The following is a 26,209-nucleotide window of genomic DNA, read 5'->3' as shown; positions in this document are numbered from 1 at the left end:
CCAAGCCTTCCTCACGGAGCGTGCCGGTGCTATTACACGAAAGAGCGGGAATGGATCACGGACGACTGGGCACATGGGCATTTCCTGTCCACCGGCCCGATTCCGCTTGTTGTCCGAAACGGCTCGCACGCCGTACGAACGGCTGGTTCACGATCCTCCTGTTTCGGTACAACCCGCGGTACAGCAGGCCGCGTTCGGCGGCCGACGCACCGATCATTTCCACGGCAGTAACCGACCCCGATGAACCGGGCGACAATGGTCCCGTGACCAGCCTCGACGCCCTCCGCCCCCGGCTCCCCTCGCCGCTCCAGGAGTTCGTCGACGACCGTTTCGCCCGCTCCGGCGTCCGCCTGCTCCTCAAGCGTGACGACCTGATCCACCCGGAGCTCATCGGCAACAAGTGGCGAAAGCTCGCCCCGAACCTCACCGCGGCGGCCGGCCGGGCCGTCCTCACCTTCGGCGGCGCCTACTCCAACCACCTTCGCGCCACGGCCGCGGCGGGCCGCCTTCTGGGCCTGCCCACGGTCGGCGTGGTCCGCGGCCAGGAACTGTCCGACCGTCCCCTGAACGACTCCCTGGCCCGGTGCGCGGGCTACGGCATGCGCCTGCACTTCGTCGACAGATCGACGTATCGCCGCAAAACCGAACCGGACACCCTGGCGGCGATCCTGCGCGCGGCGGGCGCCGAGGACGCGTACGTCGTCCCGGAGGGCGGCAGCAACGACCTCGCCGTGCGCGGCTGCCGCGACCTCGGCGCGGAGCTCCGCGGCCGCGCCGACCTCGTCGCCCTCGCCTGCGGCACCGGCGGCACCCTCGCCGGCCTGGCCGCCGGCCTCGCCCCCGGCCAGCGGGCCCTCGGCATCCCCGTCCTGAAGGGCGGCTTCCTGACGGACGACATACGCACCCTGCAGCACCGGGCCTTCGGCGGCCCCCGAGGCACCTGGGCCCTCGACGACCGCTTCCACTTCGGCGGCTACGCCCGCACCGCCCCCGGACTGGAAGCCTTCGCCTCGGACTTCGAGCACCGCCACGGCGTGCCCGTGGAACGTCTGTATGTCGCCAAGTTGCTGTACGGACTGGTCGCCCTCGCGGAGGAGGGCGCCTTCCCGCGCGGGACGACAATCGCGGCCGTGGTCACCGGACGCCCCTTCCCGTAGGCACCTTCACGCCGCCTCCCGGAACGCCGCCGCCTCCTCCAGGTCCAGTCGGCGCAGCAGCGTCCGGAGCATCTCGTCGTCGATGTAGCGGCCGTCGCGGAGTTTCACGAAGACCGACCGCTCGGCGCTGATCATTTCGCGGGACAGTCGTCGGTAGGTGTCGTCGACGGTCTCTCCGGTGACCGGGTTGACCTGGCCGAGGCGTTCCCAGACGGCGTTGCGGCGGCGTTCCAGGACGGTGCGGAGGCGGTCGGCGAGCGGGGGCGGGAGCGCGTTGCGTTCGTCGGAGAGGAGTTCGTCGAGGCGTCTTTCGGCGGCCCGCGAGGCCTGGGCCTGGGCGTTGGCCTCGGCGAGGGTCTCGGCCTGTACGTCGCGGCCGGGCAGCTTCAGCACGCGGATCAGCGGCGGGAGGGTGACGCCCTGGACGACCAGGGTGCCGATGACCGTGGTGAAGGTCAGGAACAGGATCAGGTTGCGCTCGGGGAAGTCCTCGCCGCCGTGCACGGTGAGCGGGATGGAGAAGGCGATGGCGAGCGAGACCACGCCCCGCATCCCGGCCCAGGCGATGACGAAGGGCCCCTTCCAGGTCGGGTTCTCCTCCCGCTCCCGGATCCGGGCCGACATCATGCGCGGCAGGAAGGTCGCCGGATACACCCACACGAACCGGGAGGCGACGACCACGAGGAAGATGACGATCGCGTACCCGGCGGCGCGGCCTCCCTCGTACTCCCCAAGGCCCTTGAGGACCACCGGCAGCTGCAGTCCGATCAGTGCGAACACCGCCGACTCCAGCACGAAGGCGACCATCTTCCACACGGCCTCCTCCTGGAGGCGAGTCGCGAAATCGACCTCCCACGCGCGGTGTCCCAGCCACAGCGCGACGACCACGACCGCGAGCACCCCGGAGGCGTGCACCTGCTCGGCGACGGCGTAGGCGACGAACGGGATCAGCAGGGACAGCGTGTTCTGCACCAGCGCCTCCTTCACGTGAGTGCGCAGCCAGTGGATCGGCACCATGAGCACCAGGCCGATGCCGATGCCGCCGATCGCCGCGACCAGGAACTCGCCGATGCCGCCGGCCCAGGTGGCGCCCTCGCCGACCGCCGCCGCGAGCGCCACTCGGTAGGCGGTGATCGCGGTCGCGTCGTTCACGAGGGACTCGCCCTGGAGGATCGTGGTGATCCTCGACGGCAGTCCCACCCGGCGCGCGACAGCCGTGGCCGCGACCGCGTCGGGCGGCGCCACCACCGCGCCCAGCACCAGGGCCGCGGTGAGCGGCAGACCGGGCACGATCATGTACGCGGCCCAGCCCACGGCGAAGGTCGCGAAGAGCACGTACCCGACCGACAGCAGCGCGACGGGCCGCAGTTGCGCCCGCAGATCCAGATAGGAGCTGTCGCTGGCGGCCGTGTGCAGCAGCGGCGGCAGGATGAGCGGCAGCACGATGTGCGGGTCGAGGGTGTAGTCGGGCACCCCGGGCACATACGACACCGCGAGGCCCGCCGCCACCAGCAGCAGCGGCGCCGGGACGGGGGTCCGCCGGGCCCCCGCGGCGACCGCGGCACTGCCCGCCACCAACAACAGCAGCGGCATCACGTCCATGAACCTCGCCCGCCCTCACTCATCGCCGTTCGCCCGCCCTCGTTTTTCCACGCGGCCTTCCGCGCGCCCGTCGTAACCTGGCAATCATGAAACAGTGCACGCATGCCGACGTGCTGCCGCACCCGGAACCCGGACCGCTCAGCGAGACGTGTCCGGAGTGCCTGGCGGACGGCACCCATCCGGTACAGCTGCGGCTGTGCCTCACCTGCGGTCACGTCGGCTGCTGCGACTCCTCACCCGGACGGCACGCGACCGAGCACCACAAGGACTCCGGGCATCCGGTGATGCGTACCTTCGAGCCCGGGGAGAGCTGGCGGTGGTGCTTCGTGGACCACGTCCTCGTGTGACGCGACGGCTGCGGATCCGGACGGTTCGACCGTCGAACGCGTGGGTACGTCAAACCGGCGCGCGCTCTTCCCAATTGGGCCCGCAGACCCCCTAGCCACGGAGCGTATCCGTGTGTTTACTATGAGTGACAGCAAGGGGTTGGGGTCCTGGGGACAGGAAAGTTCGGAGCGCGATAGCGTCACCGCTGAACCACACATCGCGTTACCCCGGGGGGCGACCCTCGGCCCCGTAAAGCTTGTACCACCTTGGAGGTGAGGGTGTCCCAGATCGCAGGCGAGCCCGCGACCCAGGACTTCGTGGAAGTCCGGCTGCCGGCTGCGGGTGCCTACCTGTCGGTGCTGCGTACGGCGACTGCCGGTCTCGCGGCCCGTTTGGACTTCACCCTCGACGAGATCGAGGACCTGCGCATCGCGGTGGACGAGGCCTGCGCGATCCTGCTTCAGCAGGCCGTGCCCGGCTCAGTGCTCAGCTGTGTGTTCCGGCTCGTCGACGACTCGCTGGAGGTCACCGTCTCGGCGCCGACCACTGGCGGTCACGCACCGTCACGGGACACCTTCGCCTGGACCGTGCTGTCCGCCCTCGCGGGCAAGGTCTCCTCCGCCGTGGACGACGACAAGACCGTTTCGATCAGCCTCTACAAACAGCGCGGCGCGGGACCCGGGCCGGCGTGAGGGACGGGGACGGGCCGGTGCGGGACGAAGAGCGCGGCACACGGGAGCTGCCGGCCGAGAACGCCGACGACGCAGTCGCTCCGGGCGGTTCCCGACACTTGGCGGACGGCGTTGACGGCATTCCCGAGCAGGCCAGGCCGCATCCGGAGGACGACGCGGCCTCCGCGCGGGCGGGTTCCCGGGACAGCGCCGTGCAGGGCTCGCCTCCACAGAGGCGGATCGGGGGCACCCCCGGCCGGGCTGAGACGAGAGCTCGACAGAGGGCGACGGGCGGGACGATGAGCGAGCACGAGCGAGACGACGATCAGGGCGTGCCGGCCACGCAGCACGAGGTACAGGAACGCGAGCCGCAGGACCGCAGCGGAGCGCGTGCCATGTTCGTCGAGCTGCGCAAGCTGAAGGACGGCAGCCCGGAGTACGCGGAGCTGCGCAACCAGCTGGTCCGGATGCATCTGCCGCTCGTCGAGCATCTCGCCCGCCGCTTCCGCAACCGCGGCGAGCCGCTGGACGACCTCACCCAGGTCGCCACCATCGGCCTGATCAAGTCGGTCGACCGCTTCGACCCGGACCGCGGGGTGGAGTTCTCGACGTACGCGACCCCGACGGTCGTCGGCGAGATCAAGCGGCACTTCCGCGACAAGGGCTGGGCGGTGCGCGTCCCGCGCAGGCTTCAGGAGCTGCGTCTCGCGCTCACCACGGCGACGGCGGAGCTCTCGCAGCTGCACGGCCGCTCCCCCACGGTCCATGAGCTGGCCGAGAAGCTGGGCATCTCGGAGGAGGAGGTCCTGGAGGGCCTGGAGTCCGCGAACGCGTACTCCACGCTGTCCCTGGACGTCCCCGACACCGACGACGAGTCGCCGGCCGTGGCGGACACCCTGGGCGCGGAGGACGAGGCGCTGGAGGGCGTCGAGTACCGCGAGTCCCTCAAGCCGCTGCTGGAGGATCTGCCGCCGCGCGAGAAACGCATCCTGCTGCTGCGGTTCTTCGGCAACATGACGCAGTCGCAGATCGCGCAGGAGGTCGGCATCTCGCAGATGCATGTGTCGCGCCTGCTGGCGCGCACGCTGGCCCAGCTGCGGGAGAAGCTCCTCGTGGAGGAGTGAGCTACTTCTGGCCTTGGACGCTTCCGGGTCCTCGGATTCCGAGGGCCCGGGTCGTCTCGGCGTTGATCAGCAGGACCAGCGCGGTGACGGCGACCACCGCGAGGGCGATCCCGGCGGGGATGGCGATGCTGTCGGCCTGCAGCAGGTTGTAGGCCATCGGCAGCGCCAGGATCTGGGTGATCACGGCCGGGCCCCGCGACCAGCCGCGCCGGGCGAGCAGTCCGCGGGCGGCCAGCAGCGGCAGCAGCGCGAGCACGACCAGCGTCACTCCGCCGGTGACGGCCTGCTGACGGTCGTCAGGGTCACCTGTGAGGCCCAGGACGAGGATCCAGATCCCGCCGGCCACCAGGGCAAGCCCCTCCAGCGCGGCGAGCGCCGCCGCGTAGGTCAGCCGCCGCGGGCGGGGTCCGGTTTCCGGGGCGGGTTTCTGCTCAGTACTCACCCCAGAAGGGTAGCCCTCGCGGTGTCCGCCCCCGCGGGCGCCCGGGGCACGGCAGCCGCGCCCGTGGCGAGCTTCACGCTCTGATTCTCCTACTGGATCCCTCTCCGGTGTGGGCCCGGTACCCCCCAGTAGGTACGCTGCAATCCATGCGTGCACTTCTCGTGGTCAATCCGGCGGCAACCACCACAAGCGCACGTACGCGCGATGTCCTGATCCATGCATTGGCCAGCGAGATGAAGCTGGAAGCGGTCACCACCGAGTACCGCGGCCACGCGCACGACCTGGGCCGGCAGGCGGCGGACAGTGAGGACGTCGACCTGGTGGTGGCCCTCGGCGGCGACGGCACGGTCAACGAAGTCGTCAACGGCCTGCTGCACGCCGGCCCCGACCCGGACCGCCTGCCGCGCCTCGCCGTGGTCCCGGGCGGTTCCACCAATGTCTTCGCCCGCGCGCTGGGCCTGCCCAACGACGCCGTGGAGGCGACCGGCGCGCTGCTGGACGCGCTGCGCGAGGGCAGCGAGCGGACGGTGGGGATGGGGATCGCCGGGGGGACGCCGGGCACCGAGGACGAGGGGGTGCCCGCGAGGTGGTTCACCTTCTGCGCGGGGCTCGGCTTCGACGCGGGTGTGGTCGGCCGGGTCGAGCAGCAGCGGGAGCGGGGCAGGAAGTCCACGCACGCCCTCTATATGCGCCAGGCCCTGCGCCAGTTCCTGCAGGAGCCCAACCGGCGGCACGGCACGATCACACTGGAGCGGCCCGGCGCCGAACCGGTGACCGATTTGGTGCTGTCCATAGTCTGCAACACCTCTCCGTGGACCTATCTGGGCAATCGCCCGGTGTACGCGTCGCCTAAGGCGTCGTTCGATACGGGACTCGACGTACTCGGTCTCAGCCGGATGTCCACGGTCGCCGTTGCCCGGTATGCGACCCAGTTGCTCACTTCGTCCCCCGAGCGGGGACCCCATGGCAAGCACGCCGTCTCACTGCACGACCTGGACCAGTTCACCTTGCATTCGAAGGCCCCGCTACCCCTTCAGATGGACGGCGACCACCTCGGGCTGCGTACTAGCGTGACGTTCACAGGCGTACGCCGTGCACTGCGTGTGATTGTGTGAGCAGAAAGGGCTGAAGTCCTTTCACTCGAACGTTTAGGCCAGGATCCACCCCATGGAAGTACGGCTGTGACCTAGTCGACACCGAGGAATCAAAAAAAACTTTCCGGAAGGGGTTGTATCCGCCGCTGAGGTTTGCGAGTCTCTACGTGGCGATCGGGACGGCCCGCAAGACCAGCCTCCATAGATCACCGGAACCCCTCTCCAAAACACAGGACCACGGCAGGGCAACCTGACGGTCGGCCCTTCACTTGTTGAGGGATTCGTGAAAGCGTTCACATTCACAAGCAACTTGCATGTAATACCAAGGAGAGGTAGCAGCCATGGACTGGCGTCACAACGCCGTTTGCCGCGAGGAAGACCCCGAGCTCTTCTTCCCCATCGGCAACACCGGTCCTGCGCTGCTGCAGATCGAGGAAGCCAAGGCCGTCTGCCGCCGCTGCCCCGTCATGGAGCAGTGCCTGCAGTGGGCGCTTGAGTCCGGTCAGGACTCCGGCGTCTGGGGTGGTCTCAGCGAGGACGAGCGTCGCGCGATGAAGCGCCGTGCCGCCCGCAACCGGGCCCGTCAGGCCTCCGCCTGACACTCCCGCCCCGCAACAGCCTGAGCTTGGCGGCGCGTACAGCGCGTACGCATCTCCCGCCCCCGAGCCGCAGCGCGCAGTACCCCCGATGCTCCCCCATAGCCTTAAGGGCATGGGGGTACCCCCATCGCACGAGCTTTCAGCCCCGGACCACACTGGTCCGGGGCTCATTGCTTTTGCGGACCGGCTACTTCTGGGCCCGTACCGGGATGTCCAGGATCACCTGCGTACCGCGCTCCGGCGCCGGGACCATGTCGAACGTACCGCCCAACTCCCCCTCCACCAGGGTCCGTACGATCTGCAGGCCGAGGTTGCCTGCGGTGTGCGGGTCGAAGCCCTCGGGCAGTCCCACGCCGTCGTCCTGGACGGTGACGAGCAGCCGGGACTCCTTGGTGGTGCCGCCGCGGACCGCGGAGACCTCGACGGTTCCGGTCTCGCCCTGACGGAAGCCGTGCTCCAGGGCGTTCTGGAGCACCTCGGTCAGGACCATCGACAGCGGGGTGGCGACCTCGGCGTCCAGGATGCCGAAGCGGCCGGTGCGCCGGCCGGTGACCTTGCCCGGTGAGATCTCGGCGACCATCGCGAGGACCCGGTCGGCGATCTCGTCGAACTCCACGCGCTCGTCGAGGTTCTGGGAGAGCGTCTCGTGCACGATCGCGATCGAGCCGACCCGCCGTACCGCCTCTTCGAGGGCTTCCCGGCCGCGGTCGGACTCGATGCGCCGGGCCTGGAGGCGGAGCAGGGCGGCGACCGTCTGGAGGTTGTTCTTCACCCGGTGGTGGATCTCCCGGATGGTGGCGTCCTTGGTGATCAACTCGCGTTCGCGGCGGCGCAGTTCGGTGACGTCGCGGAGCAGGACGAGGGAACCGATGCGGGTGCCCTTGGGCTTGAGCGGGATCGCCCGGAACTGGATGACACCGTCGTCCGACTCGATCTCGAACTCACGGGGTGCCCAGCCGCTGGCCACCTTGGCGAGTGCCTCGTCCACCGGCCCGTGGGTCGGGGCGAGTTCGGCGGTGGTCTTGCCCAGGTGGTGGCCGACCAGGTCGGCGGCGAGGCCGAGGCGGTGGTAGGCGGACAGGGCGTTCGGGGAGGCGTACTGGACGATGCCGTCCGCGTCCAGCCGGATCAGTCCGTCGCCGACGCGGGGCGAGGCGTCCATGTCGACCTGCTGGTTCGCGAACGGGAAGGAGCCGGCCGCGATCATCTGCGCGAGGTCCGAGGCGCTTTGCAGATACGTCAGTTCGAGGCGGCTCGGGGTGCGCACGGTCAGCAGGTTGGTGTTGCGGGCGATGACACCGAGGACGCGCCCTTCGCGTCGTACCGGAATCGACTCGACCCGGACCGGTACCTCTTCGCGCCATTCGGGGTCGCCCTCGCGCACGATGCGGCCCTCGTCGAGCGCGGCGTCCAGCATGGGGCGGCGGCCGCGCGGGACGAGGTGACCGACCATGTCGTCCTGGTAGGAGGTGGGGCCGGTGTTGGGGCGCATCTGGGCGACCGACACATAGCGGGTGCCGTCGCGGGTGGGGACCCACAGGACGAGGTCGGCGAAGGAGAGGTCGGAGAGCAGCTGCCACTCCGAGACCAGCAGGTGGAGCCATTCGAGGTCGGACTCGTCGAGGGCGGTGTGCTGGTGGACCAGTTCGTTCATGGAGGGCACATGTGCGAGCGTACCTGGCGGTTTGTACGGCTCTGAAATGGCGCCGGATCCGGAACGGCCCCGAGGACACCCGCGGGCCGCGGCGCCTGGGAGGGACCCTCAACCCTCCCGGCACCGCAGCCCGGAGCAATATCGGCCGTGGGGTGTGCGGTCCCGGTCGGCCGAAGGATGAGGATCCGGGGCAGTCAGGGCAGAGAGCACCGGTTCCTCCGTCCGTCTTCCTGTGCGGGGAAGACGGATTGCGTGTCCTCGTATCACATGGACTCTCACCATTGTGGACTAGACCACTCGGCGTGTCCATGCGTGTGAGGATGTTCGTTGTTGTGACATCCGATGCGGGGCGCGCCAACTATTCGGACGTCCCAGCATTCACCATGCAGCCTAACCCTTGTGGGTTCCTGTGCGGGGCCAGATGGACAGGGCAATTTCCGCGAGCGCCGCCAACTCCGCACGGCTCGCGCCGTCGCGCGCCTGCTGGGACATGCCCTGGATCATCGCGCCGGTGTGCCGGGCGAGCGTCCCGGCGTCGGTGTTGGCGGGGAGTTCACCTGCGGCGATGTCCGCGCGGATCCGGCTCTCGATGGCGGCGATATTGGCGTTGCGCCGGACCCGCAGGGACTCTTCGACCTCCGGGGTGGAGCAGTTGGTGGCCGCGTGGATGACGAGGCAGCCGTACGGATGCCCGGGGTCGGTGTACTCGGCGGCGGCCTCGCGAAGGATCCGCGCGACCGCGGCGCGGGCCGTGGGCTCCTCCGCCAGGGCACGGCCGGTGAAGGAACCGTACTTCGCGCCGTACGAGTGCACGACCTCCTCGAAGAGCGACCGCTTGTCGCCGAAGGCGGCGTACAGACTCGGGGCGCCGATGTCCATCACGCGGGTGAGGTCGGCGACGGAGGTGGCCTCGTAGCCGTGCTCCCAGAACGCGAGCAGCGCCTTCTCCAGCGCGGTCTCGCGGTCGAAGGAGCGAGGGCGGCCGCGCGGCCTGGACACACGCCGGGTCTGCGCCTTCGTCTTGTCGCTGCTCACCATGGAGTGCATTTTATAGCGGACGCTAGACAAAAGGCCCCGGCCTGCCCTACGGTCATTTCTGTAGCGACCACTAGAAAAATGACAAGGGGGCGGCGACATGGGCGCGCTCGCGGGCAGGACGGCTCTCGTGACGGGGGCGAGCAGGGGCATCGGACGAGGGATCGCCGAGCGGCTGGGGCGCGACGGCGCACGGGTCGCGGTGCACTACGGCAGGAACGAGACGGCGGCGAAGGAGACGGTCGCCGCGATCGAGTCGGCGGGCGGCTCGGCCTTCGCGATCGGCGTCGAGCTGGGCGTGCCGGGGGACGCCGAGGCACTGTGGGCGGAGTTCGACCGGCACGCGGACGGGCTGGACATCCTGGTGAACAACGCGGGGATCGGGAACACCCGGCCGATCGACGCGATCGAGGAGCAGGAGTACGACCGGGTCTTCGAGGTGAACGTGAAGGCGCCGTTCTTCCTCGTCAAGCACGCTGGGGCACGACTGCGGGACAGCGGCCGGGTCATCAACGTCTCGTCGGGGCTCGCCCGGACCGCGGTCATGCCGGACAACATCGCCTACGCCATGACGAAGGGCGCGCTGGACGTCTTCTCCCGGGACCTCTCCAAGATCCTCGGCCCGCGGGGCATCACGGTGAACTCGGTGGCTCCGGGCCTCATCGACACCGACAACACCGCGGCCTTCCTGCACGGCACCGAGGGCGGCTGGGCCCAGGCCGAGGCGATATCGGCGCTGGGAAAGGTGGGCACACCGGCCGAGGTCGCGGATGTGGTGGCGTTCCTGGCGTCGGACGACGGGCGCTGGGTCACGGGGAGCTGGGTGGACGCGACGGGAGGTTCGCTGACCTGAGCATCCCGCCCGGCCGGGCTCAGCGGGTCTCCGTCACCTTCGCGAGGGCTCGGGGCGCGTCCGGGTCCTGGCCGCGGGCGATGGTGACCTCGTGGGCCAGGAGTTGCAGCGGGATGATCTCCAGCACCGGCTGGAGTTCCTCGGCGACGCCTTCGGTGGGCAGGACGAAGCCCGCCGAGGCGCGCTCGACCTGGGCCGCCGGACCGATGACGACCAGGTCGGCTCCGCGGCCGCGGAGCCGTTCGAGGACGGGACGCAGGGCCTCGCCGCCCTTGCCGTCGGTGACGACCGCGATGACCGGGGAGACGTTGTCGACCATGGCGAGGGGGCCGTGCAGCAGATCGGCGCCGGAGTAGGCGAGCGCCGGGATGTAGCTGGTCTCCATCAGCTTGAGGGCGGCCTCTTTGGCCGTGGGATAGCCGTAGCCGCGGGAGGTGATGACCATGCGTTCGGCGAAGCGGTAGCGGGCGGCGAGGGCGTGCACCTCGTCCTTGCGGGCGAGGAGTTGCTCCGCGAGGTCCGGGAGCAGCTTCGCGGGAGCGCCGTCGCCGCCACGCAGGCCTTCGACGAAGAGATAGAGAGCGAGAAGGGAGGCGGTGTAGGTCTTGGTCGCGGGGAGGGCCTTCTCGGGTCCGGCCATGATGTCGATGTGGTACTCGGAGACGCCGGCCAGCGGTGAGTCGGGGTTGTTGGTCACGGCGAGGGTGATGGCGCCGGCCGCGCGGGCGGCCCGGGTGGACGACACCAGGTCCGGGGAGCCGCCCGACTGGCTGACCGTGATGACCAGGACGTCGGTGAGATCGGGGCGGGCACCGTAGGCGGTGGTGGTCGACATGGAGGTGAGGCCGCAGGGCAGGCCCAGGCGGATCTCCAGGAGGTACTTGGCGTAGAGCGCGGCGTTGTCGGAGGTGCCGCGGGCGGTGAGCAGGACGAAGCGGGGCCCCCGGGCGGCGATGTCCTGGGCGACCTGCCGGATCCCGGGCGCGCCCACCTCCAGCAGCCGGCGCAGGACCGCGGGCTGCTCGGCCATCTCCCGGGCCATGATCCGGCCGGGGAGCTCGCTCAGGGGGTGCGGGGTCTCGGGGCTGCTCATGGGAGTCCTCTCAGGAAGGGGCGCGGCACCGCATCTGCTCAAGCCATCCCCATTCCACTCCCCCGCGGTAAACATCGCCTGTTAGATTGGTCTAAACCACATAGCCCTCTCGGGAACCGGTTGAGTCCCCTCTTCAGATCGGCAGGCCCAGCGTGGAAGTTGTCATCGTTCCGGACGCCAAGGCGGGTGGCGAGCTCATCGCCGAGGCCATGGCGCAGCTCCTGCGGCGCAAGCCCGACGCCCTGCTCGGCGTGGCCACCGGCTCGACGCCGCTGCCCATCTACGAGGCGCTGGCGGCGAAGGTGCGCTCCGGTGCCGTGGACGCCTCGCGGGCGCGGATCGCTCAGCTCGACGAGTATGTGGGGCTGCCGGCCGAGCATCCGGAGTCGTACCGCTCGGTGCTGCGGCGCGAGGTGCTGGAGCCGCTCGGGATCGGGAGGTCCGCGTTCATGGGTCCGGACGGGACGGCGGCGGACGTACAGGCGGCGTGCGAGGCGTATGACGTGGCGCTGGCGGAGGCCGGGGGCGTCGACCTTCAGTTGCTGGGGATCGGGACGGACGGGCACATCGGGTTCAACGAGCCGTGCTCGTCACTCGCTTCGCGTACTCGGATCAAGACGCTGACCGAACAGACGCGGGTGGACAACGCGCGGTTCTTCGACGGGGACATCGCGCAGGTTCCCCATCATGTGATCACCCAGGGGATCGGGACGATCCTTGAGGCACGGCATCTGGTGTTGCTGGCGACGGGCGAGGGCAAGGCCGATGCCGTCGCGGCGACCGTGGAGGGGCCGGTGGCCGCGGTGTGTCCCGCCTCGGCGTTGCAGTTGCATCCGCATGCGACGGTGGTCGTCGACGAGGGGGCCGCGTCCAAGCTGAAGCTGTCGGACTACTTCCGGCACACCTACGCCAACAAGCCCGACTGGCAGGGGATTTAGGGACCGCCCCAGCGGCCGGCGCGGTCGCCCTGTCGGCGGACCATCTCGGTGATCCAGATGGGCGCGTACGGGGACGTGCAGCCGGGGGAGGCCGGGTAGTCCTTGAGCACCTCCAGGCGCTCCCCGATGTCGAGGGCGCGGCTGCGGTTCTCGGGGTGCTCGATGCCGATCTGGGCCAGGCAGTGGTTCATCGCCCACTGGAGGCGGTCCGGGGCGTCCTTCATCTCGGACTCGATGACGTCGAGGAGCCCTGCGAGGTCGAGGCCTTCGGGGTTCTTCGCCACGCGTTCGGTGGTCAGCGCCCAGCCGGCGCTGGCGACCACGGGGTCGGGGTCGGCGGTCCAGGCCTGCCGCAGCTCTTCGGCGTGCGGGTTCTTCTTCACGACGTAGTTCACGAACCAGTCGTGCACCTTGGGGGCCCGCGTCTGGCGCACCATGGTGTCCAGTTCGTCGCGGTCGAAGGCCTTGGGGCGGCAGATCAGCAGGGACAGGAGTTTCGCCGCGGTCTCGTCGGTCTCCCAGAGCCGACGGGCGAGGTCCTGCTGTGTCTTGAGCCGCTTGGCGAGGGCGCGCAGCTTGCTGAGGTTGACGCCGTGGTCGTCACCGTGCCGCTCGTTCACGACGCGTGCCTTCGGGTCGTCGAGTGCGGCCAGCTCGGCCATCACCTCGGCCAGTGTTGTCTCGGCCACCTCAAGCCTCCCTGTCTCTCGCGCGCGGGGTTCAGCCTACGACGGGCCCCGAGCGGGACGAAGGCGCCGGTTTCCCCCGTCCGGAACCGGCGCCTTCGTCGTCGTAGCCCTTACTTGCCTGCGATGATCTCCGCCGCCGCTCGTCCGCATACGCGGGCCGCGCCGTGGGTCGCGATGTGCAGGGCGCCTCGCGGCGGGGACTGGGGTACGCCCATTTCGACCACGATGGTGTCCGGGCGCTCGCGCAGGAGGGCGTCGAGGGTGGTGGCCATCCACGGGTGGCGGTGTTCGTCGCGGACGACGGCGACGATACGGCGGGTGCCTGCCGCGTCGAGGGTTGCCCGGGCCGCCGACTCGTCGGTGTAGGTGGCGGTTTCGGTGCCGGGGAGCAGTGCGGCGAGTTCCGCTGCCACGCCCCAGGGGGTTTCGTCGCCCACCGCGATGTTGGCTTGCGGGCTCAGTGCGGCCACGTAGGGGGGCTCGGTGACGGGCGTGTGGGCCTCGGTCGTCGTGAGCCGTACGGCGCGGCGGGCAGCTACCAGGCCGATGTCGGAGGGGGCGCTGTCCTCGGTGGTGGCGGCGGTCCTGGTCCAGCGGGCCAGGGCGCGGACGCGTTCGGCCGCGTCGGCGAGCCGTTCCTCGGGGAGTTCGCCGGTGCGGACGGCTGTGACGAGGGCGTCGCGGAGGCGGCGCACGGTGGCTTCGTCGTTCAGGCCGCCGCCCACGCAGATCGCGTCGGAGCCGGCCGCGAGGGCGAGGACGCTGCCGCGTTCGATGCCGTAGGTGGCGGCGATGGCCCGCATCTCCATGCCGTCGGTGACGATGAGGCCGTCGTAGCCGAGTTCGCCGCGGAGCAGGTCACGGAGGATGGGCCGGGAGAGGGTGGCCGGGCGGGTGGGGTCCAGGGCGGGGACGAGGATGTGGGCCGTCATGATCGCGCGGCTGCCCGCGGCGATGGCGGCGCGGAACGGGGTCAGGTCGCGCTCGGAGAGCACGTCGAGTCCGACCTCGATGCGGGGCATCGCCTCGTGGGAGTCGACGGCGGTGTCGCCGTGGCCGGGGAAGTGCTTGGTGCAGGCCGCTACGCCCGCGGCCTGGAGGCCGGTGACGTAGGCGGCGGTGTGCCGGGCGGCCAGGTCGGTGTCGGCGCCGAAGGAGCGGACGCCGATGACCGGGTTGGCCGGGTTGGAGTTGACGTCGGCCGACGGCGCCCAGTTGAAGTTGACGCCGCAGGCCGCGAGTCGGCGGCCGAGTTCATGGGCGACCTCGCGGGTGAGGTCGGTGTCGTCCACCGCGCCGAGGGCGTGGTTGCCGGGGAAGGAGGAGCCGGTGCGTACTTCCAGGCGGGTGACGTCTCCGCCTTCCTCGTCGATGGCGACGAGGACGTCCTCGCGTTCGGCGCGCAACTGGGCGGTGAGCGCGGCGACTTGTTCGGGGGTGGCGATGTTGCGGCCGAACAGGCCGACGGAGGCGAGGCCTTCGCCGAGGCGCCGCAGCAGCCAGTCGGGGGCGGTGGTGCCGGGGAAGCCGGGCTGGAGGACGGTGAGGGCGTCCCGTGTCAGGGTGTCTGTACCGCTGGCGATGGTCGTCATCGGGTGGCGTTATCCCTTCACGGCACCGGCGGTCAGACCGCTGACGGCCCGGCGCTGGAGGAAGACGAACAGAATCAGGATCGGGACGGCGAAGAGCGTGGAGGCGGCCATGGTGGCGCCCCAGTCGTTGCCGAAGACGGTCTGGAAGCTGGTCAGCCACAGCGGCAGCGTCTGCGCCTCGGCGTCCTTGTTGAGCACGAGGACGAGGGCGAACTCGTTCCAGGCGGTGATGAAGCCGAACATCGAGGTGGCCATCAGGCCCGGCGCGAGCAGCGGCAGGATGACCCGGCGGAAGGCCTGCATACGGGTGCAGCCGTCGACCATCGCCGACTCCTCAAGCTCCGCGGGCACGGCGGCGACGAAGCCGCGCAGGGTGAGGATGGTGAAGGGGAGGATCATCATCGTGTAGAAGGCCGTCAGCGGGACGAGGCTGTTGAGCATCGACGCGTCCCGGACGATCATGTACATCGCGATGATCATGACTTCCCAGGGCGCCATCTGGGCGAGCATGAAGCCGATGATGAAGCCGCGCCGCCCCCTGAACCGCATCCGCGCCAGGGCGAAGGATCCGGCGAGCGCGATGACCAGCGAGAACACCACGGCCAGGACCGTGACGGTCAGCGAGTTGGTGACGAACGTCCAGAAGTTGTCGGCGCCGGTGGCCGTCTTGAAGTGCTCGAGGGTGATGTCGGCCGGGAACCAGACCGGGTCCTCGGAGATGATGTCGCCGGTCGGCTTGAAGGCCGTGGCGATCATCCAGTACACGGGGAAGACGAAGCCGATGAACAGGACGACGGCCGTGGCGTTGGGCCAGATGCGGCCGAAGAGCGAGCGCTTCACAGCCCGGCCTCCTCTTCCTTTTCTTGCTTGAGCACGATCCGCAGGTAGTACGCGGTGAGGCCGATCATGATCAGGATGGTCAGGAAGGCGATGGCGGCACCCATGCCGTAGTGCTGGTTGCCGACGCCCTCGATGTAGGCGTAGACGGGCAGGATCTCGGTGAGGCGGTCGGGGCCGCCCTGGTTGAAGGTGTAGACCTGCACGAACGCCTTGAAGATCCAGATGATCTCCAGGAACGTGGTCGCGTAGAGGAAGGGCCGCAGGAACGGCAGGGTGACCGTGGTGAAGCTCTTCCAGGCGCCGGCGCCGTCGAGGGCGGCGGCCTCGTAGAGCTCGCCCGGGATGGTCGTCGTGGCGGCGTAGAGGTTGATCGCGACGAACGGGATGGACATCCAGACGATGAGCACGGTGACGACGAAGAATGTCGACATCTGGTCGCTGGTCCAGCTGTAGTCGGCCATGGAGTGCCAGCCGAGCTTGTCCAGCACCCAGTTGACCACGCCGAAGCGCTGGGCGAAGAGCCACTGGTAGACGGTGGTGGCGGCGACCACGGGCATGGCCCAGGCCAGCACGAGGCCGATCATCAGGGTGACCCGCATGCGCCTGCCGAGGCGGGCGAGCAGCAGGCCGACGAACCCGCCGAGGACCATGGTCAGGGCGACGTTGACCGCCGTGAACAGGATCGAGCGGAGGGTGACGCGCCAGAAGTCCTCGCCGGTGAGGACGTCCTTGTAGTTGTCGATGCCGTTCCACTCGGTGACGTGCTGGATCAGCTGCGCCATGTTGAGGTTCTGGAACGACAGCAGCAGGTCCTTCAGCAGCGGCCAGCCGAGCAGCAGCACGGAGGCCGCGACGGCCGGCAGCAGCAGAAGGTACGGGGCGAGCGCGCCGATGCGGGACGCGGCTCGCGGATGGGGCCCGCCGGATCCCGAGGGGTCCTTGCGGACGTCCGCCGGGCCGGAGGGCGGCCGTTCGGTCTGCACGGTCATGCTCGCGTTCTCTTCCTCCTCGACCAACCTGAACGCGGGGCGGGGGCCGCCTCGACGGCCCCCGCCCCGGATGCGCCTACTGCTGCTGGGACAGGCGCTTGTTGAACTCCTCCTCGACCTGGGCTGCCGCCTCGGCCGGGGACTTTCCGTTCAGCACGGCGGTCATGTAGGTCTTGATCGGGTTGGGCGCGTTCTCGACGGCGGCCCATTCGGCGATCAGCGGGGTGGTGCCACCGCCCGCGGCGGCCGGCGCGGCGGCCTCGGCGACGACGTTCCCCTTCAGGTTGCTCTGCAGCGACTCCTTGTTGGGGATGACGCCGTTCTCCTTGGCGAGCTGGCCCTCGTACTTGTCGGACAGGGCGATCCGCAGGAACTCCTTGGCCAGCTCCTGCTTCTTGCTGCCCGCGGCGACGGCGAGGTTGGAGCCGCCGAGGAAGACACCCTCGGGCTTGTCGGCCGTGGCACCGGGGATGGTGAAGTAGCCGATCTCCTTCTCGATCTTCTTGTTGGCCTCGATCGCGATACCGGCTTCCCAGCCCATGCCGATGAAGGCGCCGACGTTGCCCTTGCCGAAGACCTCGCCCTGCTGCGGGGTGGCCTCGTCCTTGTCCTTGGGGGCCTTGGAGAGGGACTGGAACTTCTTGTACGTCTCCATGGCGGCGGCGACCTTGGGGTCGGCGAGGTTGGAGACGTACTTGTCGCCTTCCTTCTTCACCAGCTCGGCGCCCTCACCGATGGTCAGGCCGACGAAGTGGTACCAGTTCTGGCCGGGCAGGTAGATCGGCTCGGCGTCGGTCTTCTCGCCGATGGTCTTGAGGTCCTCGTAGAACTCGTCGCGGGTCTTGGGGGTGTCCTTGATGCCCGCCTCGGCCCAGACGCTCTTGTTGTAGAGGACGACGCGGTTGGCGAAGTACCAGGGGGCCGCGTACTGCTTGCCCTCGAAGACGGAGGAGTTGTTCAGGGACTCGGTCCAGTCGGCACCGATCTCGGTCTTGAGGTCGGCGAGGTCGGCGAGGCCGCCGGCCTTGGCATAGGCCGGGGTCTGGGTGTTGCCGATCTCGAAGACGTCCGGCGGGTTCTCCTCCGACAGGGCGGTGGTCAGCTTCTGCTGGATGCCGTTCCACTGCTGGACCTCGAACTTGACCTTCGCCTTGGTCTTCTTCTCGAAGGCGGCGGCGACGTCCTTCTGCCACTGGTCGGGGGAGGAACCGTCCATCACCCACACGGTGAGGGTCTGGCCCGCGTAACCGTCCGCGCCGGCCTTGCCGCCCTCGTCGCCGTCGTCGCCCCCGCACGCCGCGATGGAGACCATCATTGCCGCGACACCGATCGCGGATATCAGCTTGCGCTTCACGCCACCCTCCTCAGGGATCCCCACACCTCCCGCCCATGGGCCGGGACCTGGACCAATGGTGTAGACCAGTAGGGGGAGCTTGGACCAGACCAAAAATCCTGTCAAGGGGGTCAGAAAGGGCTCTGACCAGCCGTTATGCGACCTACATATGCAGGAACCTTTAAGTAAGAAGCCAGCGAAATTAACGGCGCCGGAGTACTCTCGTCCGCTAGACCACTTGACGCTATGGACTAGACCAAAAGCGGTGGCGACGGTATACAGAGGGGATCACGATGTGAGCCGCATCCGGAGCCGGGAAGGCAGAGCATGAGCACCGACGTCAGCAGTGCGGAGAACGAGGGTGGGGCCACCGTCCGTACCGCGCGCGTGCCCAAGTACTACCGCTTGAAGAAGCACCTGCTCGACATGACCGAGACGCAGGCGCCGGGCACCCCGGTCCCGCCCGAGCGGACCCTGGCGGCGGAGTTCGACACCTCCCGCACGACGGTGCGCCAGGCCCTGCAGGAGCTCGTCGTCGAGGGCCGACTTGAGCGCATCCAGGGCAAGGGCACCTTCGTCGCGAAGCCCAAGGTCTCCCAGGCGCTCCAACTCACCTCGTACACCGAGGACATGCGCGCCCAGGGCCTCGAACCCACCTCCCAGCTGCTGGACATCGGCTACATCACCGCCGACGACCGCCTCGCCGGACTGCTCGACATCACCGCCGGCGGCCGCGTGCTGCGCATCGAGCGCCTGCGCATGGCCAACGGCGAGCCGATGGCGATCGAGACGACCCATCTGAGCGCCAAGCGCTTCCCGGCGCTCCGGCGCAGCCTGGTCAAGTACACGTCCCTCTACACCGCGTTGGCCGAGGTCTACGACGTCCATCTCGCCGAGGCCGAGGAGACCATCGAGACCTCGCTGGCCACTCCCCGCGAGGCAGGCCTGCTCGGCACCGACGTGGGCCTGCCGATGCTGATGCTGTCCCGCCACTCGCTGGACCGGGAGGGGCAGCCGGTGGAGTGGGTGCGGTCGGTGTACCGGGGGGACCGCTACAAGTTCGTTGCACGGTTGAAGCGTCCACAAGAGTAGTGCTCGTGGTGTAGCGCCCCTGCTGTTCCCGCACTACGGTCCTCCCCGTCATCGCATGGACGGGAGGACGACCCGGTGCGCACCGCGAACACTCGAACCATCGTCATCTGGACCCTCGTCGCGCTGGTCGGCGACACCGGCTGGGCGGTGCTCGCGCTGGCCCGCGGCGAGAGTGATCCCGATCTTCGGTATCTCCAACCAGTTGCTGGCGGCGGTCGCGCTGGCGGTGTGCACGACCCTGCTGGTGAAGTCCGGCCGTCTCAAGTGGGCCTGGATCACCGGGATTCCGCTCGCCTGGGACGCGACGGTCACGCTGACCGCCAGCTACCAGAAGGTGTTCTCCAGCGACCCCAAGGTCGGCTTCTTCAAGCAGCGCCAGGTCTTCCAGGACGCGATCGACGAGGGCAAGATCCTGCCGCCCGCCAAGACCATGGACGACATGCACACCGTGGTCACCAACTCCACGGTGGACGGCGTCCTTTCGGCTGTCCTCGCCCTGCTGATCATCATCGTCATCGTGGACGCGACGCGCGTCTGCGTCCGGCACATCCGCCGCCCCGCCCTGTCCACGCTCAGCGAGGCACCGTACGTCGAGTCGAAGATCGTCGCCCCGGCCGGACTGTTCCCGACCCGCGAGGAGAAGGAGGAGCAGCGCGATGCGGTCACTGCGGCGCGCCCTTAGGGCCGTGCGCTGGTACGTCCGTGAACTGACCGACGAATCCGCCTACGACCGCTATGTGGCGCACGTGCGCAAGGACCACCCCCGGGCGCCCGTGCCGTGCCGGCGCGACTTCGAACGGATGCGGACGGACCGACAGGAGTCGGACCCCCGCCAGGGGTTCCGCTGCTGTTGAGGGAAGCTTGAGGGACCGATATGCGGACGAGGGGTTCCGCTTCTGCGACACCGTGACCTAGATTGCCTGCGCGTTACACAGGTGATCAGTGAGGGGACGGTGCCGTCAGATGTCAGAAGCCCCAGAGGCGAGCAGAGAGCCGGTGGTGACGCCTGTGCGCGTCGTCATCGCCCTCTGCCTGATCGCGCCCTTCGTGGCGATGTTGTGGGTGGGTTCGTATGCGAAGGCCGACCCTGCCTTCATCGGCATCCCGTTCTTCTACTGGTACCAGATGGCCTGGGTCCTTCTGTCGACCGCGCTGACGATGATCGCGTACAAGCTGTGGCAGCGTGACCAGCGCGCCCGCCGTGGGGGTACCAAGTGAACGACGGCGTGAACGGCGTCGCACTCGCCGTCTTCATCTTCTTCTTCCTGGCCGTCACGGTCATGGGCTTCCTCGCCGCGCGCTGGCGCAAGGCCGAGAACGAGCACAGCCTCGACGAATGGGGCCTGGGCGGACGCTCGTTCGGCACCTGGGTCACCTGGTTCCTGCTCGGCGGCGACCTGTACACGGCGTACACCTTCGTGGCGGTCCCGGCGGCGATCTACGCGGCCGGAGCGGCCGGCTTCTTCGCCGTGCCGTACACGATCCTCGTCTACCCGCTGATCTTCACGTTCCTGCCCCGCCTGTGGTCGGTGTCCCACAAGCACGGGTATGTGACGACGTCGGACTTCGTGCGCGGGCGCTTCGGCTCGAAGGGGCTTTCGCTGGCGGTCGCGGTGACCGGCATCCTGGCGACCATGCCGTACATCGCGCTCCAGCTCGTCGGCATCCAGGCGGTGCTGGACGTGATGGGTGTCGGCGGCGGGGAGGACACGAACTGGTTCATCAAGGACCTCCCCCTGCTGATCGCGTTCGGCGTGCTGGCGGCGTACACCTACTCGTCAGGGCTGCGGGCGCCCGCCCTGATCGCCTTCGTCAAGGACACCCTGATCTACCTGGTCATCGCGGTGGCGATCATCTACATCCCGGTCAAGCTGGGCGGGTTCGACGACATCTTCGCCAACGCGGGCGAGAAGTTCACCACCACCGGAGTGGGCGGCCTGGTCCCCGCGGAGGCGGGCCAGTGGACGTATGCCACCCTGGCGTTGGGCTCGGCCCTGGCGCTCTTCATGTACCCGCACTCGATCACCGCGACCCTCTCCTCCCGGAGCCGTGACGTGATCCGCCGCAACACCACGATCCTGCCGCTGTACTCGCTGATGCTCGGCCTGCTCGCCCTGCTGGGCTTCATGGCGATCGCGGCCGGAGTGAAGGTGGAGAACGGCCAGTTGGCGATCCCGCAGTTGTTCGAGAACATGTTCCCGGACTGGTTCGCGGGCGTGGCCTTCGCGGCGATCGGCATCGGCGCGCTGGTGCCGGCGGCGATCATGTCCATCGCGGCGGCGAACCTCTTCACCCGCAACATCTACAAGGACTTCATCAAGCCGGACGCGACCCCCGCACAGGAGACGAAGGTCTCCAAGCTGGTCTCGCTGCTGGTGAAGGTCGGCGCGCTGGCCTTCGTCCTGACGATGGACAAGACGGTCGCCATCAACTTCCAGCTCCTGGGCGGCATCTGGATCCTGCAGACCTTCCCCGCCCTGGTCGGCGGCCTGTTCACCCGCTGGTTCCACCGCTGGGCGCTGCTCGCCGGCTGGGCGGTCGGCATGATCTACGGCACGGTGGCGGCGTACGGTGTCGCGTCCCCGACGCAGAAGCACTTCGGCGGTTCGTCGAAGGAGATCCCGGGCATCGGGGAGATCGGCTACATCGGCCTGACGGCGTTCGTGCTGAACCTGGTCGTGACGGTGGTCCTGACCTTCGTCCTGAAGGCGGCGAAGGCTCCCGAGGGCATCGACGAGACGAGCCCCGAGGACTACACGGCGGACGCGGGAGACCCGGGCGTACAGAAGGACCTGACCCCGGTGCACTGACGCATCCTCCGCACAGGGCCGCCGAAAGCAGGTCGAACGGCGGCCCTCTGTCGTACACACTCACTCCATGGACTTCGAGATCCGCCCGGCGGAACCCACCGAATACGAGGAACTGGGCGAGATCACCGCCCAGGCCTACCTCCAGGACGACCTCCTCACCTTCGGCGAGAGCGACTGGTACCTCGGCGAACTCAGGAACGTCGCCAAGCGGGCGGCCGCCGCCGAGGTCTTGGTGGCCGTGGACCACAACCACCTCCTCGGCGGCGTCACTTTCGTCCCCTCCCCCGGCCCCATGGCCGATCTGGCCCGCCCAGAGGAGGCGGAGATCCGCATGCTGGCCGTCGCCCACGCGGCCCGTGGCAGGGGCGCCGGGGAAGCGCTCGTACGAGCCTGTGTCGACCGGGCAAGAACCGCGGAGTGCACCGGCATCGTCCTGTCGACGCAGCCACTGATGCACACCGCCCACCGCACCGCATCTACGAACGCCTCGGCTTCACCCGCGCCCCGGAGCGCGACTGGAGCCCGATCCCGGAGCACCCGGAGTTCACTCTCCTCACTTACGGGTTGACGCTCTGAAGCCGACGCGACACAACATCTGGGGGTGCCACCGCTAGGCGGCACAAGATGTATGCTCATGCTCGCTGTCGTCGCAGGGGAATCCGGTGCGAATCCGGAACTGTCCCGCAACGGTGTACTTGTGCATGTCTGTTCCCAGGAACGGGTGCACAGGAGTCAGTCCGAGGACCTGCCGACAGCGCGCCCGGCCGTCCGGTCCGGGTGCCAGACGTCCGGGCCTCGGGGAATGGGCCGGTGGACGCGACGCCCCGTGCGCTCGTGAGCTGCCGCCCGCTCTTCGCAAGGCCCCGTGCCGAGCGAGGGAGAGCCCCCAGTGACCATCGCGCCAGCCGACCCGGCTTCAGCCGCCCAGGTGGAGACCGACGGTCCCGGAACCGCGCTGCTGCGGACCCTGACCGAGCTGACCGCCGACCTTCCCGACGCCGACCCCGGCCGGGTCGCCGCCGCCGCGCTGCGCGGCCGGTCCGCGCGGGCCGACGAGTCGGAGCTGCGCGAGCTGGCCACCGAGGCCGCGGCCGGCCTCATCTCCGAGGACCCCGCCTACTCCCGGCTGGCCGCCCGGCTGCTGACCGTCTCGATCGCCGCCGAGGCCGCCTCCCAGGGCGTCACGTCCTTCACCGAGTCCGTCGCGGTCGGGCACCGGGAGGGGCTCATCGCCGACCGGACCGCGGAGTTCGTGCGGATCCACGCCGCCCGTCTCGACGCGCTGGTCGACACCGGCGCCGACGACCGCTTCGGCTACTTCGGGCTGCGCACCCTCCACAGCCGCTACCTCCTGCGGCACCCCATCACCCGCAAGGTCATCGAGACCCCGCAGCACTTCATGCTCCGCGTCGCCGCCGGCCTCGCCGAGGACGACACCGTCCGCTCCCTCGACGAAGTCGCCGCGCTCTACGGGCTCATGAGCCGCCTCGACTACCTCCCCTCCTCCCCCACCCTCTTCAACTCCGGCACCCGGCACCCCCAGATGTCGTCCTGCTACCTCCTCGACTCCCCCAAGGACGAGCTGGACTCCATCTACGACCGCTACCACCAGGTCGCCCGCCTCTCCAAGCACGCCGGCGGCATCGGGCTCTCGTACTCCCGTATCCGCTCCCGGGGTTCGCTGATCCGCGGCACCAACGGGCACTCCAACGGCATCGTCCCGTTCCTGAAGACCCTCGACGCCTCCGTCGCCGCCGTGAACCAGGGCGGCCGGCGCAAGGGTGCGGCCGCGGTCTACCTGGAGACCTGGCACTCCGACATCGAGGAGTTCCTGGAGCTGCGCGACAACACCGGCGAGGACGCCCGCCGTACGCACAACCTGAACCTCGCGCACTGGGTCCCGGACGAGTTCATGCGCCGGGTGAACGCCGACGCCCCGTGGTCGCTGTTCTCCCCCGCCGATGTGCCCGAGCTGGTCGACCTGTGGGGCGAGGAGTTCGACGAGGCGTACCGCAAGGCGGAGGAAAGGGGCCTCGCCAAGAAGACCATCCCCGCCCGTGATCTGTACGGCCGCATGATGCGCACCCTCGCGCAGACCGGCAACGGCTGGATGACCTTCAAGGACGCCGCCAACCGCACCGCCAACCAGACGGCCCTGCCGGGCCATGTGGTCCACTCCTCCAACCTCTGCACGGAGATCCTGGAGGTCACGGACGACGGGGAGACGGCGGTCTGCAACCTGGGGTCGGTCAACCTCGGCGCGTTCGTGAACGACGGGGACATCGACTGGGAGCGCCTGGACGCCACCGTCCGTACCGCCGTCACCTTCCTCGACCGCGTGGTCGACATCAACTTCTACCCGACCGAGCAGGCGGGCCGCTCCAACGCCAAGTGGCGCCCCGTCGGGCTCGGCGCGATGGGCCTGCAGGACGTCTTCTTCAAGCTGCGCCTGCCCTTCGACTCCCCCGAGGCCAAGGCGCTGTCCACCCGGATCGCCGAGCGCATCATGCTGGCCGCCTACGAGGCCTCCGCCGATCTCGCCGAGCGCAACGGCCCGTTGCCGGCCTGGGAGAAGACGCGTACCGCGCGGGGCGTCCTGCACCCCGACCACTACGACGCCGAACTCGCCTGGCCGGAGCGCTGGGCGGCGCTGCGCAGCCGTATCGCCGAGGTCGGGATGCGCAACTCCCTCCTGCTGGCGATCGCGCCCACCGCGACCATCGCCTCCATCGCCGGTGTCTACGAGTGCATCGAGCCGCAGGTGTCCAACCTGTTCAAGCGCGAGACGCTGTCGGGTGAGTTCCTCCAGGTCAACTCCTACCTGGTGCAGGAGCTGAAGGAGCTCGGCGTCTGGGACGCCCGCACCCGCGAGGCGCTGCGCGAGGCGAACGGCTCGGTGCAGCACTTCGCCTGGGTCCCCGAGGACGTACGACGGCTCTACCGCACGGCGTGGGAGATCCCGCAGCGCGGCCTGATCGACATGGCGGCGGCCCGGACCCCGTTCCTGGACCAGTCCCAGTCCCTGAACCTCTTCCTGGAGACGCCGACCATCGGCAAGCTCTCCTCGATGTACGCGTACGCCTGGAAGTCCGGGCTGAAGACGACGTACTACCTGCGCTCGCGCCCGGCGACCCGCATCGCCCGCGCCGCCCAGGCAACTGTCCCCGTGCAGCAGCCGGCTCCCGAAGACGCCGTCGCCTGCTCTCTTGAGAACCCCGAGTCCTGCGAGGCCTGCCAGTAATGCCCAGCAATCAGAACCTGCTCGACCCCGGCTTCGAGCTGACTCTCCGCCCCATGCGCTACCCCGACTTCTACGAGCGCTACCGGGACGCCATCAAGAACACCTGGACCGTCGAGGAGGTCGACCTTCACTCGGACGTCGCCGACCTCGCCAAGCTCACGCCCTCCGAGCAGCACCTGATCGGCCGTCTGGTGGCCTTCTTCGCGACGGGCGACTCGATCGTCGCGAACAACCTGGTGCTGACGCTGTACAAGCACATCAACTCCCCCGAGGCGCGGCTGTACTTGAGCCGTCAGCTCTTCGAGGAGGCCGTGCACGTCCAGTTCTACCTGACGCTGCTGGACACCTACCTCCCCGACCCGGAGGACAGGGCGGCGGCCTTCGACGCCGTGGAGAGCATCCCCTCCATCCGCGAGAAGGCCGGGTTCTGCTTCAAGTGGATCAACGAGGTGGAGAAGCTGGACCGCCTGGAGACCCAGGCCGACCGCCGCCGCTTCCTCCTCAACCTGATCTGCTTCGCCGCGTGCATCGAGGGCCTGTTCTTCTACGGCGCCTTCGCGTACGTCTACTGGTTCCGCAGCCGGGGTCTGCTGCACGGTCTGGCCACCGGTACCAACTGGGTGTTCCGCGACGAGTCGATGCACATGAGCTTCGCCTTCGATGTCGTCGACACCGTCCGCAAGGAGGAGCCGGAGCTCTTCGACGACGAGCTTCGGCAGCAGGTCACCGACATGCTGCGGGAGGCCGTCGAGGCCGAGCTGCAGTTCGCGCGCGACCTGTGCGGTGACGGCCTCCCGGGCATGAACACCGACTCGATGCGGCAGTACCTGGAGTGCGTCGCCGACCAGCGTCTGACCCGGCTCGGCTTCGCTCCGGTGTACGGCTCGGAGAACCCCTTCTCCTTCATGGAGCTGCAGGGGGTTCAGGAGCTCACCAACTTCTTCGAGCGGCGTCCTTCGGCGTACCAGGTCGCGGTGGAGGGCACCGTGGACCTGGACGAGGACTTCTGAGTCTCCGCCCGCTTCAACTGGCGG

General features: G+C 69.1%; 24 protein-coding genes, 2 pseudogenes and 1 riboswitch. Of the genes and pseudogenes, 16 read left to right on the top strand and 10 right to left on the bottom strand.

Annotated features, from left to right (window positions below; translation table 11 throughout):
* Positions 1-263: 263 nt before the first annotated feature.
* On the top strand, positions 264-1,157 hold the full coding sequence (locus RMT89_RS10385) for a pyridoxal-phosphate dependent enzyme (RefSeq protein ID WP_315883518.1): 894 nt from the start codon (positions 264-266) through the stop codon (positions 1,155-1,157).
* Between the two features lie 6 nt (positions 1,158-1,163).
* Here RMT89_RS10385 and RMT89_RS10380 read toward each other — a convergent pair whose 3' ends face one another.
* On the bottom strand, positions 1,164-2,759 hold the full coding sequence (locus RMT89_RS10380; RefSeq protein ID WP_315883517.1) for a Na+/H+ antiporter: 1,596 nt from the start codon (positions 2,757-2,759) through the stop codon (positions 1,164-1,166).
* 86 nt (positions 2,760-2,845) lie between these two features.
* Here RMT89_RS10380 and RMT89_RS10375 point away from each other — a divergent pair, with 86 nt between their 5' ends.
* The 3 genes from RMT89_RS10375 (at position 2,846) to RMT89_RS10365 (ending at position 4,881) form a co-directional block, all read left to right on the top strand.
* Entirely contained in the window at positions 2,846-3,106 is a 261-nt protein-coding gene (locus tag RMT89_RS10375; RefSeq protein WP_315883516.1) for a UBP-type zinc finger domain-containing protein, read from the top strand.
* Positions 3,107-3,364: 258 nt separating this feature from the next.
* Positions 3,365-3,778 carry an anti-sigma regulatory factor gene (locus RMT89_RS10370; protein ID WP_315883515.1) on the top strand — a complete coding sequence of 138 codons (414 nt, stop codon included), beginning with the start codon at positions 3,365-3,367 and terminating at the stop codon, positions 3,776-3,778.
* Between the two features lie 17 nt (positions 3,779-3,795).
* Positions 3,796-4,881, top strand: coding sequence for an RNA polymerase sigma factor SigF (locus RMT89_RS10365; RefSeq protein WP_315883514.1), 1,086 nt, complete (start codon positions 3,796-3,798; stop codon positions 4,879-4,881).
* A 1-nt stretch (position 4,882) separates the two neighbouring features.
* Here the strand turns inward: RMT89_RS10365 and RMT89_RS10360 are convergent, their stop codons facing one another.
* Positions 4,883-5,323, bottom strand: coding sequence for a hypothetical protein (locus RMT89_RS10360; protein ID WP_315883513.1), 441 nt, complete (start codon positions 5,321-5,323; stop codon positions 4,883-4,885).
* 146 nt (positions 5,324-5,469) lie between these two features.
* Between RMT89_RS10360 and RMT89_RS10355 the strand changes: the two genes are divergently transcribed.
* Complete coding sequence (locus RMT89_RS10355; protein WP_315883512.1) at positions 5,470-6,438, top strand: diacylglycerol kinase family protein; 969 nt, start codon at positions 5,470-5,472, stop codon at positions 6,436-6,438.
* A 320-nt stretch (positions 6,439-6,758) separates the two neighbouring features.
* On the top strand, positions 6,759-7,016 hold the full coding sequence (locus RMT89_RS10350; RefSeq protein ID WP_016639615.1) for a WhiB family transcriptional regulator: 258 nt from the start codon (positions 6,759-6,761) through the stop codon (positions 7,014-7,016).
* A gap of 187 nt (positions 7,017-7,203) precedes the next feature.
* Here the strand turns inward: RMT89_RS10350 and RMT89_RS10345 are convergent, their stop codons facing one another.
* Together RMT89_RS10345 and RMT89_RS10340 are read right to left on the bottom strand one after the other, a co-directional pair.
* Positions 7,204-8,670 (bottom strand): PAS domain-containing sensor histidine kinase, encoded by a 1,467-nt coding sequence (locus RMT89_RS10345; RefSeq protein ID WP_315883570.1) that lies wholly within the window; start codon positions 8,668-8,670, stop codon positions 7,204-7,206.
* 390 nt (positions 8,671-9,060) lie between these two features.
* Positions 9,061-9,708, bottom strand: coding sequence for a TetR/AcrR family transcriptional regulator (locus RMT89_RS10340; protein ID WP_315883511.1), 648 nt, complete (start codon positions 9,706-9,708; stop codon positions 9,061-9,063).
* A gap of 97 nt (positions 9,709-9,805) precedes the next feature.
* Between RMT89_RS10340 and RMT89_RS10335 the strand changes: the two genes are divergently transcribed.
* On the top strand, positions 9,806-10,558 hold the full coding sequence (locus RMT89_RS10335) for an SDR family oxidoreductase (protein WP_315883510.1): 753 nt from the start codon (positions 9,806-9,808) through the stop codon (positions 10,556-10,558).
* Positions 10,559-10,577: 19 nt separating this feature from the next.
* On the opposite strand, the gene RMT89_RS10330 is transcribed toward RMT89_RS10335, so the two are convergent.
* A complete protein-coding gene (locus tag RMT89_RS10330) occupies positions 10,578-11,651 on the bottom strand; it encodes an SIS domain-containing protein (RefSeq protein WP_315883509.1) in 1,074 nt (357 codons plus the stop codon).
* 152 nt (positions 11,652-11,803) lie between these two features.
* Here RMT89_RS10330 and nagB point away from each other — a divergent pair, with 152 nt between their 5' ends.
* Complete coding sequence (gene nagB, locus RMT89_RS10325; RefSeq protein WP_315883508.1) at positions 11,804-12,589, top strand: glucosamine-6-phosphate deaminase; 786 nt, start codon at positions 11,804-11,806, stop codon at positions 12,587-12,589.
* On the opposite strand, the gene RMT89_RS10320 is transcribed toward nagB, so the two are convergent.
* The 5 genes from RMT89_RS10320 to RMT89_RS10300 all read right to left on the bottom strand — a co-directional run bounded on the left by RMT89_RS10320 (position 12,586) and on the right by RMT89_RS10300 (position 18,053).
* Complete coding sequence (locus RMT89_RS10320; RefSeq protein ID WP_315883569.1) at positions 12,586-13,251, bottom strand: DNA alkylation repair protein; 666 nt, start codon at positions 13,249-13,251, stop codon at positions 12,586-12,588. The two genes, nagB and RMT89_RS10320, sit on opposite strands and share 4 nt — an antisense overlap.
* 137 nt (positions 13,252-13,388) lie before the next feature.
* Positions 13,389-14,870, bottom strand: a complete 1,482-nt coding sequence (locus RMT89_RS10315; protein WP_315883507.1) for a glycoside hydrolase family 3 protein — start codon at positions 14,868-14,870, stop codon at positions 13,389-13,391.
* A 9-nt stretch (positions 14,871-14,879) separates the two neighbouring features.
* Positions 14,880-15,710 (bottom strand): carbohydrate ABC transporter permease, encoded by an 831-nt coding sequence (locus RMT89_RS10310; RefSeq protein ID WP_315883506.1) that lies wholly within the window; start codon positions 15,708-15,710, stop codon positions 14,880-14,882.
* Positions 15,707-16,699 (bottom strand): sugar ABC transporter permease, encoded by a 993-nt coding sequence (locus RMT89_RS10305; protein WP_315883505.1) that lies wholly within the window; start codon positions 16,697-16,699, stop codon positions 15,707-15,709. The genes RMT89_RS10310 and RMT89_RS10305 overlap by 4 nt, the downstream gene beginning before the upstream one ends.
* Before the next feature lie 76 nt (positions 16,700-16,775).
* A complete protein-coding gene (locus RMT89_RS10300; RefSeq protein ID WP_315883504.1) occupies positions 16,776-18,053 on the bottom strand; it encodes an extracellular solute-binding protein in 1,278 nt (425 codons plus the stop codon).
* 306 nt (positions 18,054-18,359) lie between these two features.
* Here RMT89_RS10300 and RMT89_RS10295 point away from each other — a divergent pair, with 306 nt between their 5' ends.
* The 8 genes and pseudogenes from RMT89_RS10295 to RMT89_RS10260 all read left to right on the top strand — a co-directional run bounded on the left by RMT89_RS10295 (position 18,360) and on the right by RMT89_RS10260 (position 26,185).
* A complete protein-coding gene (locus RMT89_RS10295) occupies positions 18,360-19,124 on the top strand; it encodes a GntR family transcriptional regulator (RefSeq protein WP_315883503.1) in 765 nt (254 codons plus the stop codon).
* Between the two features lie 169 nt (positions 19,125-19,293).
* Positions 19,294-19,806 (top strand): annotated as a pseudogene (locus RMT89_RS10290) (carbon starvation CstA family protein); the annotation flags it as partial.
* A complete protein-coding gene (locus tag RMT89_RS10285; RefSeq protein ID WP_315883502.1) occupies positions 19,781-19,978 on the top strand; it encodes a YbdD/YjiX family protein in 198 nt (65 codons plus the stop codon). The pseudogene RMT89_RS10290 and the gene RMT89_RS10285, both read left to right, overlap by 26 nt.
* 109 nt (positions 19,979-20,087) lie before the next feature.
* Complete coding sequence (locus RMT89_RS10280) at positions 20,088-20,342, top strand: DUF3311 domain-containing protein (RefSeq protein WP_315883501.1); 255 nt, start codon at positions 20,088-20,090, stop codon at positions 20,340-20,342.
* The gene (mctP, locus tag RMT89_RS10275; protein ID WP_315883500.1) at positions 20,339-21,934 is read left to right on the top strand and encodes a monocarboxylate uptake permease MctP; all 1,596 of its coding nucleotides are present in this window, start codon (positions 20,339-20,341) and stop codon (positions 21,932-21,934) included. Before RMT89_RS10280 ends, mctP begins: the two co-directional genes overlap by 4 nt.
* Before the next feature lie 67 nt (positions 21,935-22,001).
* Positions 22,002-22,510, top strand: a pseudogene (locus RMT89_RS10270) (GNAT family N-acetyltransferase).
* Between the two features lie 22 nt (positions 22,511-22,532).
* Positions 22,533-22,702, top strand: a riboswitch (cobalamin riboswitch).
* A 121-nt stretch (positions 22,703-22,823) separates the two neighbouring features.
* A complete protein-coding gene (locus RMT89_RS10265; protein WP_315883499.1) occupies positions 22,824-25,175 on the top strand; it encodes a ribonucleoside-diphosphate reductase subunit alpha in 2,352 nt (783 codons plus the stop codon).
* Positions 25,175-26,185: a ribonucleotide-diphosphate reductase subunit beta gene (locus RMT89_RS10260; RefSeq protein WP_315883498.1), complete on the top strand. Its 1,011-nt coding sequence runs from the start codon at positions 25,175-25,177 to the stop codon at positions 26,183-26,185. The genes RMT89_RS10265 and RMT89_RS10260 overlap by 1 nt, the downstream gene beginning before the upstream one ends.
* Positions 26,186-26,209: the final 24 nt, after the last annotated feature.

The sequence above is a fragment of the Streptomyces sp. P17 genome, assembly GCF_032436805.1.
Classification (GTDB): Bacteria; Actinomycetota; Actinomycetes; order Streptomycetales; family Streptomycetaceae; genus Streptomyces.
Note: the sequence above shows the minus strand (reverse complement) of the source record. Positions and strands in the feature narration are given on the sequence as shown.

What these genes read in the sequence shown, in the direction of transcription:
- RMT89_RS10305 (WP_315883505.1), bottom strand. Translation starts at nt 16,699, where the DNA reads ATGACCGTGCAGACCGAACGGCCGCCCTCCGGCCCGGCGGACGTCCGC.
- RMT89_RS10315 (WP_315883507.1), bottom strand. Translation starts at nt 14,870, where the DNA reads ATGACGACCATCGCCAGCGGTACAGACACCCTGACACGGGACGCCCTC.
- RMT89_RS10340 (WP_315883511.1), bottom strand. Translation starts at nt 9,708, where the DNA reads ATGGTGAGCAGCGACAAGACGAAGGCGCAGACCCGGCGTGTGTCCAGG.
- RMT89_RS10285 (WP_315883502.1), top strand. Translation starts at nt 19,781, where the DNA reads ATGCGGTCACTGCGGCGCGCCCTTAGGGCCGTGCGCTGGTACGTCCGT.
- RMT89_RS10335 (WP_315883510.1), top strand. Translation starts at nt 9,806, where the DNA reads ATGGGCGCGCTCGCGGGCAGGACGGCTCTCGTGACGGGGGCGAGCAGG.
- RMT89_RS10380 (WP_315883517.1), bottom strand. Translation starts at nt 2,759, where the DNA reads ATGGACGTGATGCCGCTGCTGTTGTTGGTGGCGGGCAGTGCCGCGGTC.
- RMT89_RS10330 (WP_315883509.1), bottom strand. Translation starts at nt 11,651, where the DNA reads ATGAGCAGCCCCGAGACCCCGCACCCCCTGAGCGAGCTCCCCGGCCGG.
- RMT89_RS10345 (WP_315883570.1), bottom strand. Translation starts at nt 8,670, where the DNA reads ATGAACGAACTGGTCCACCAGCACACCGCCCTCGACGAGTCCGACCTC.
- RMT89_RS10295 (WP_315883503.1), top strand. Translation starts at nt 18,360, where the DNA reads ATGAGCACCGACGTCAGCAGTGCGGAGAACGAGGGTGGGGCCACCGTC.
- RMT89_RS10350 (WP_016639615.1), top strand. Translation starts at nt 6,759, where the DNA reads ATGGACTGGCGTCACAACGCCGTTTGCCGCGAGGAAGACCCCGAGCTC.
- RMT89_RS10355 (WP_315883512.1), top strand. Translation starts at nt 5,470, where the DNA reads ATGCGTGCACTTCTCGTGGTCAATCCGGCGGCAACCACCACAAGCGCA.
- RMT89_RS10320 (WP_315883569.1), bottom strand. Translation starts at nt 13,251, where the DNA reads ATGGCCGAGCTGGCCGCACTCGACGACCCGAAGGCACGCGTCGTGAAC.
- RMT89_RS10280 (WP_315883501.1), top strand. Translation starts at nt 20,088, where the DNA reads ATGTCAGAAGCCCCAGAGGCGAGCAGAGAGCCGGTGGTGACGCCTGTG.
- RMT89_RS10260 (WP_315883498.1), top strand. Translation starts at nt 25,175, where the DNA reads ATGCCCAGCAATCAGAACCTGCTCGACCCCGGCTTCGAGCTGACTCTC.
- RMT89_RS10375 (WP_315883516.1), top strand. Translation starts at nt 2,846, where the DNA reads ATGAAACAGTGCACGCATGCCGACGTGCTGCCGCACCCGGAACCCGGA.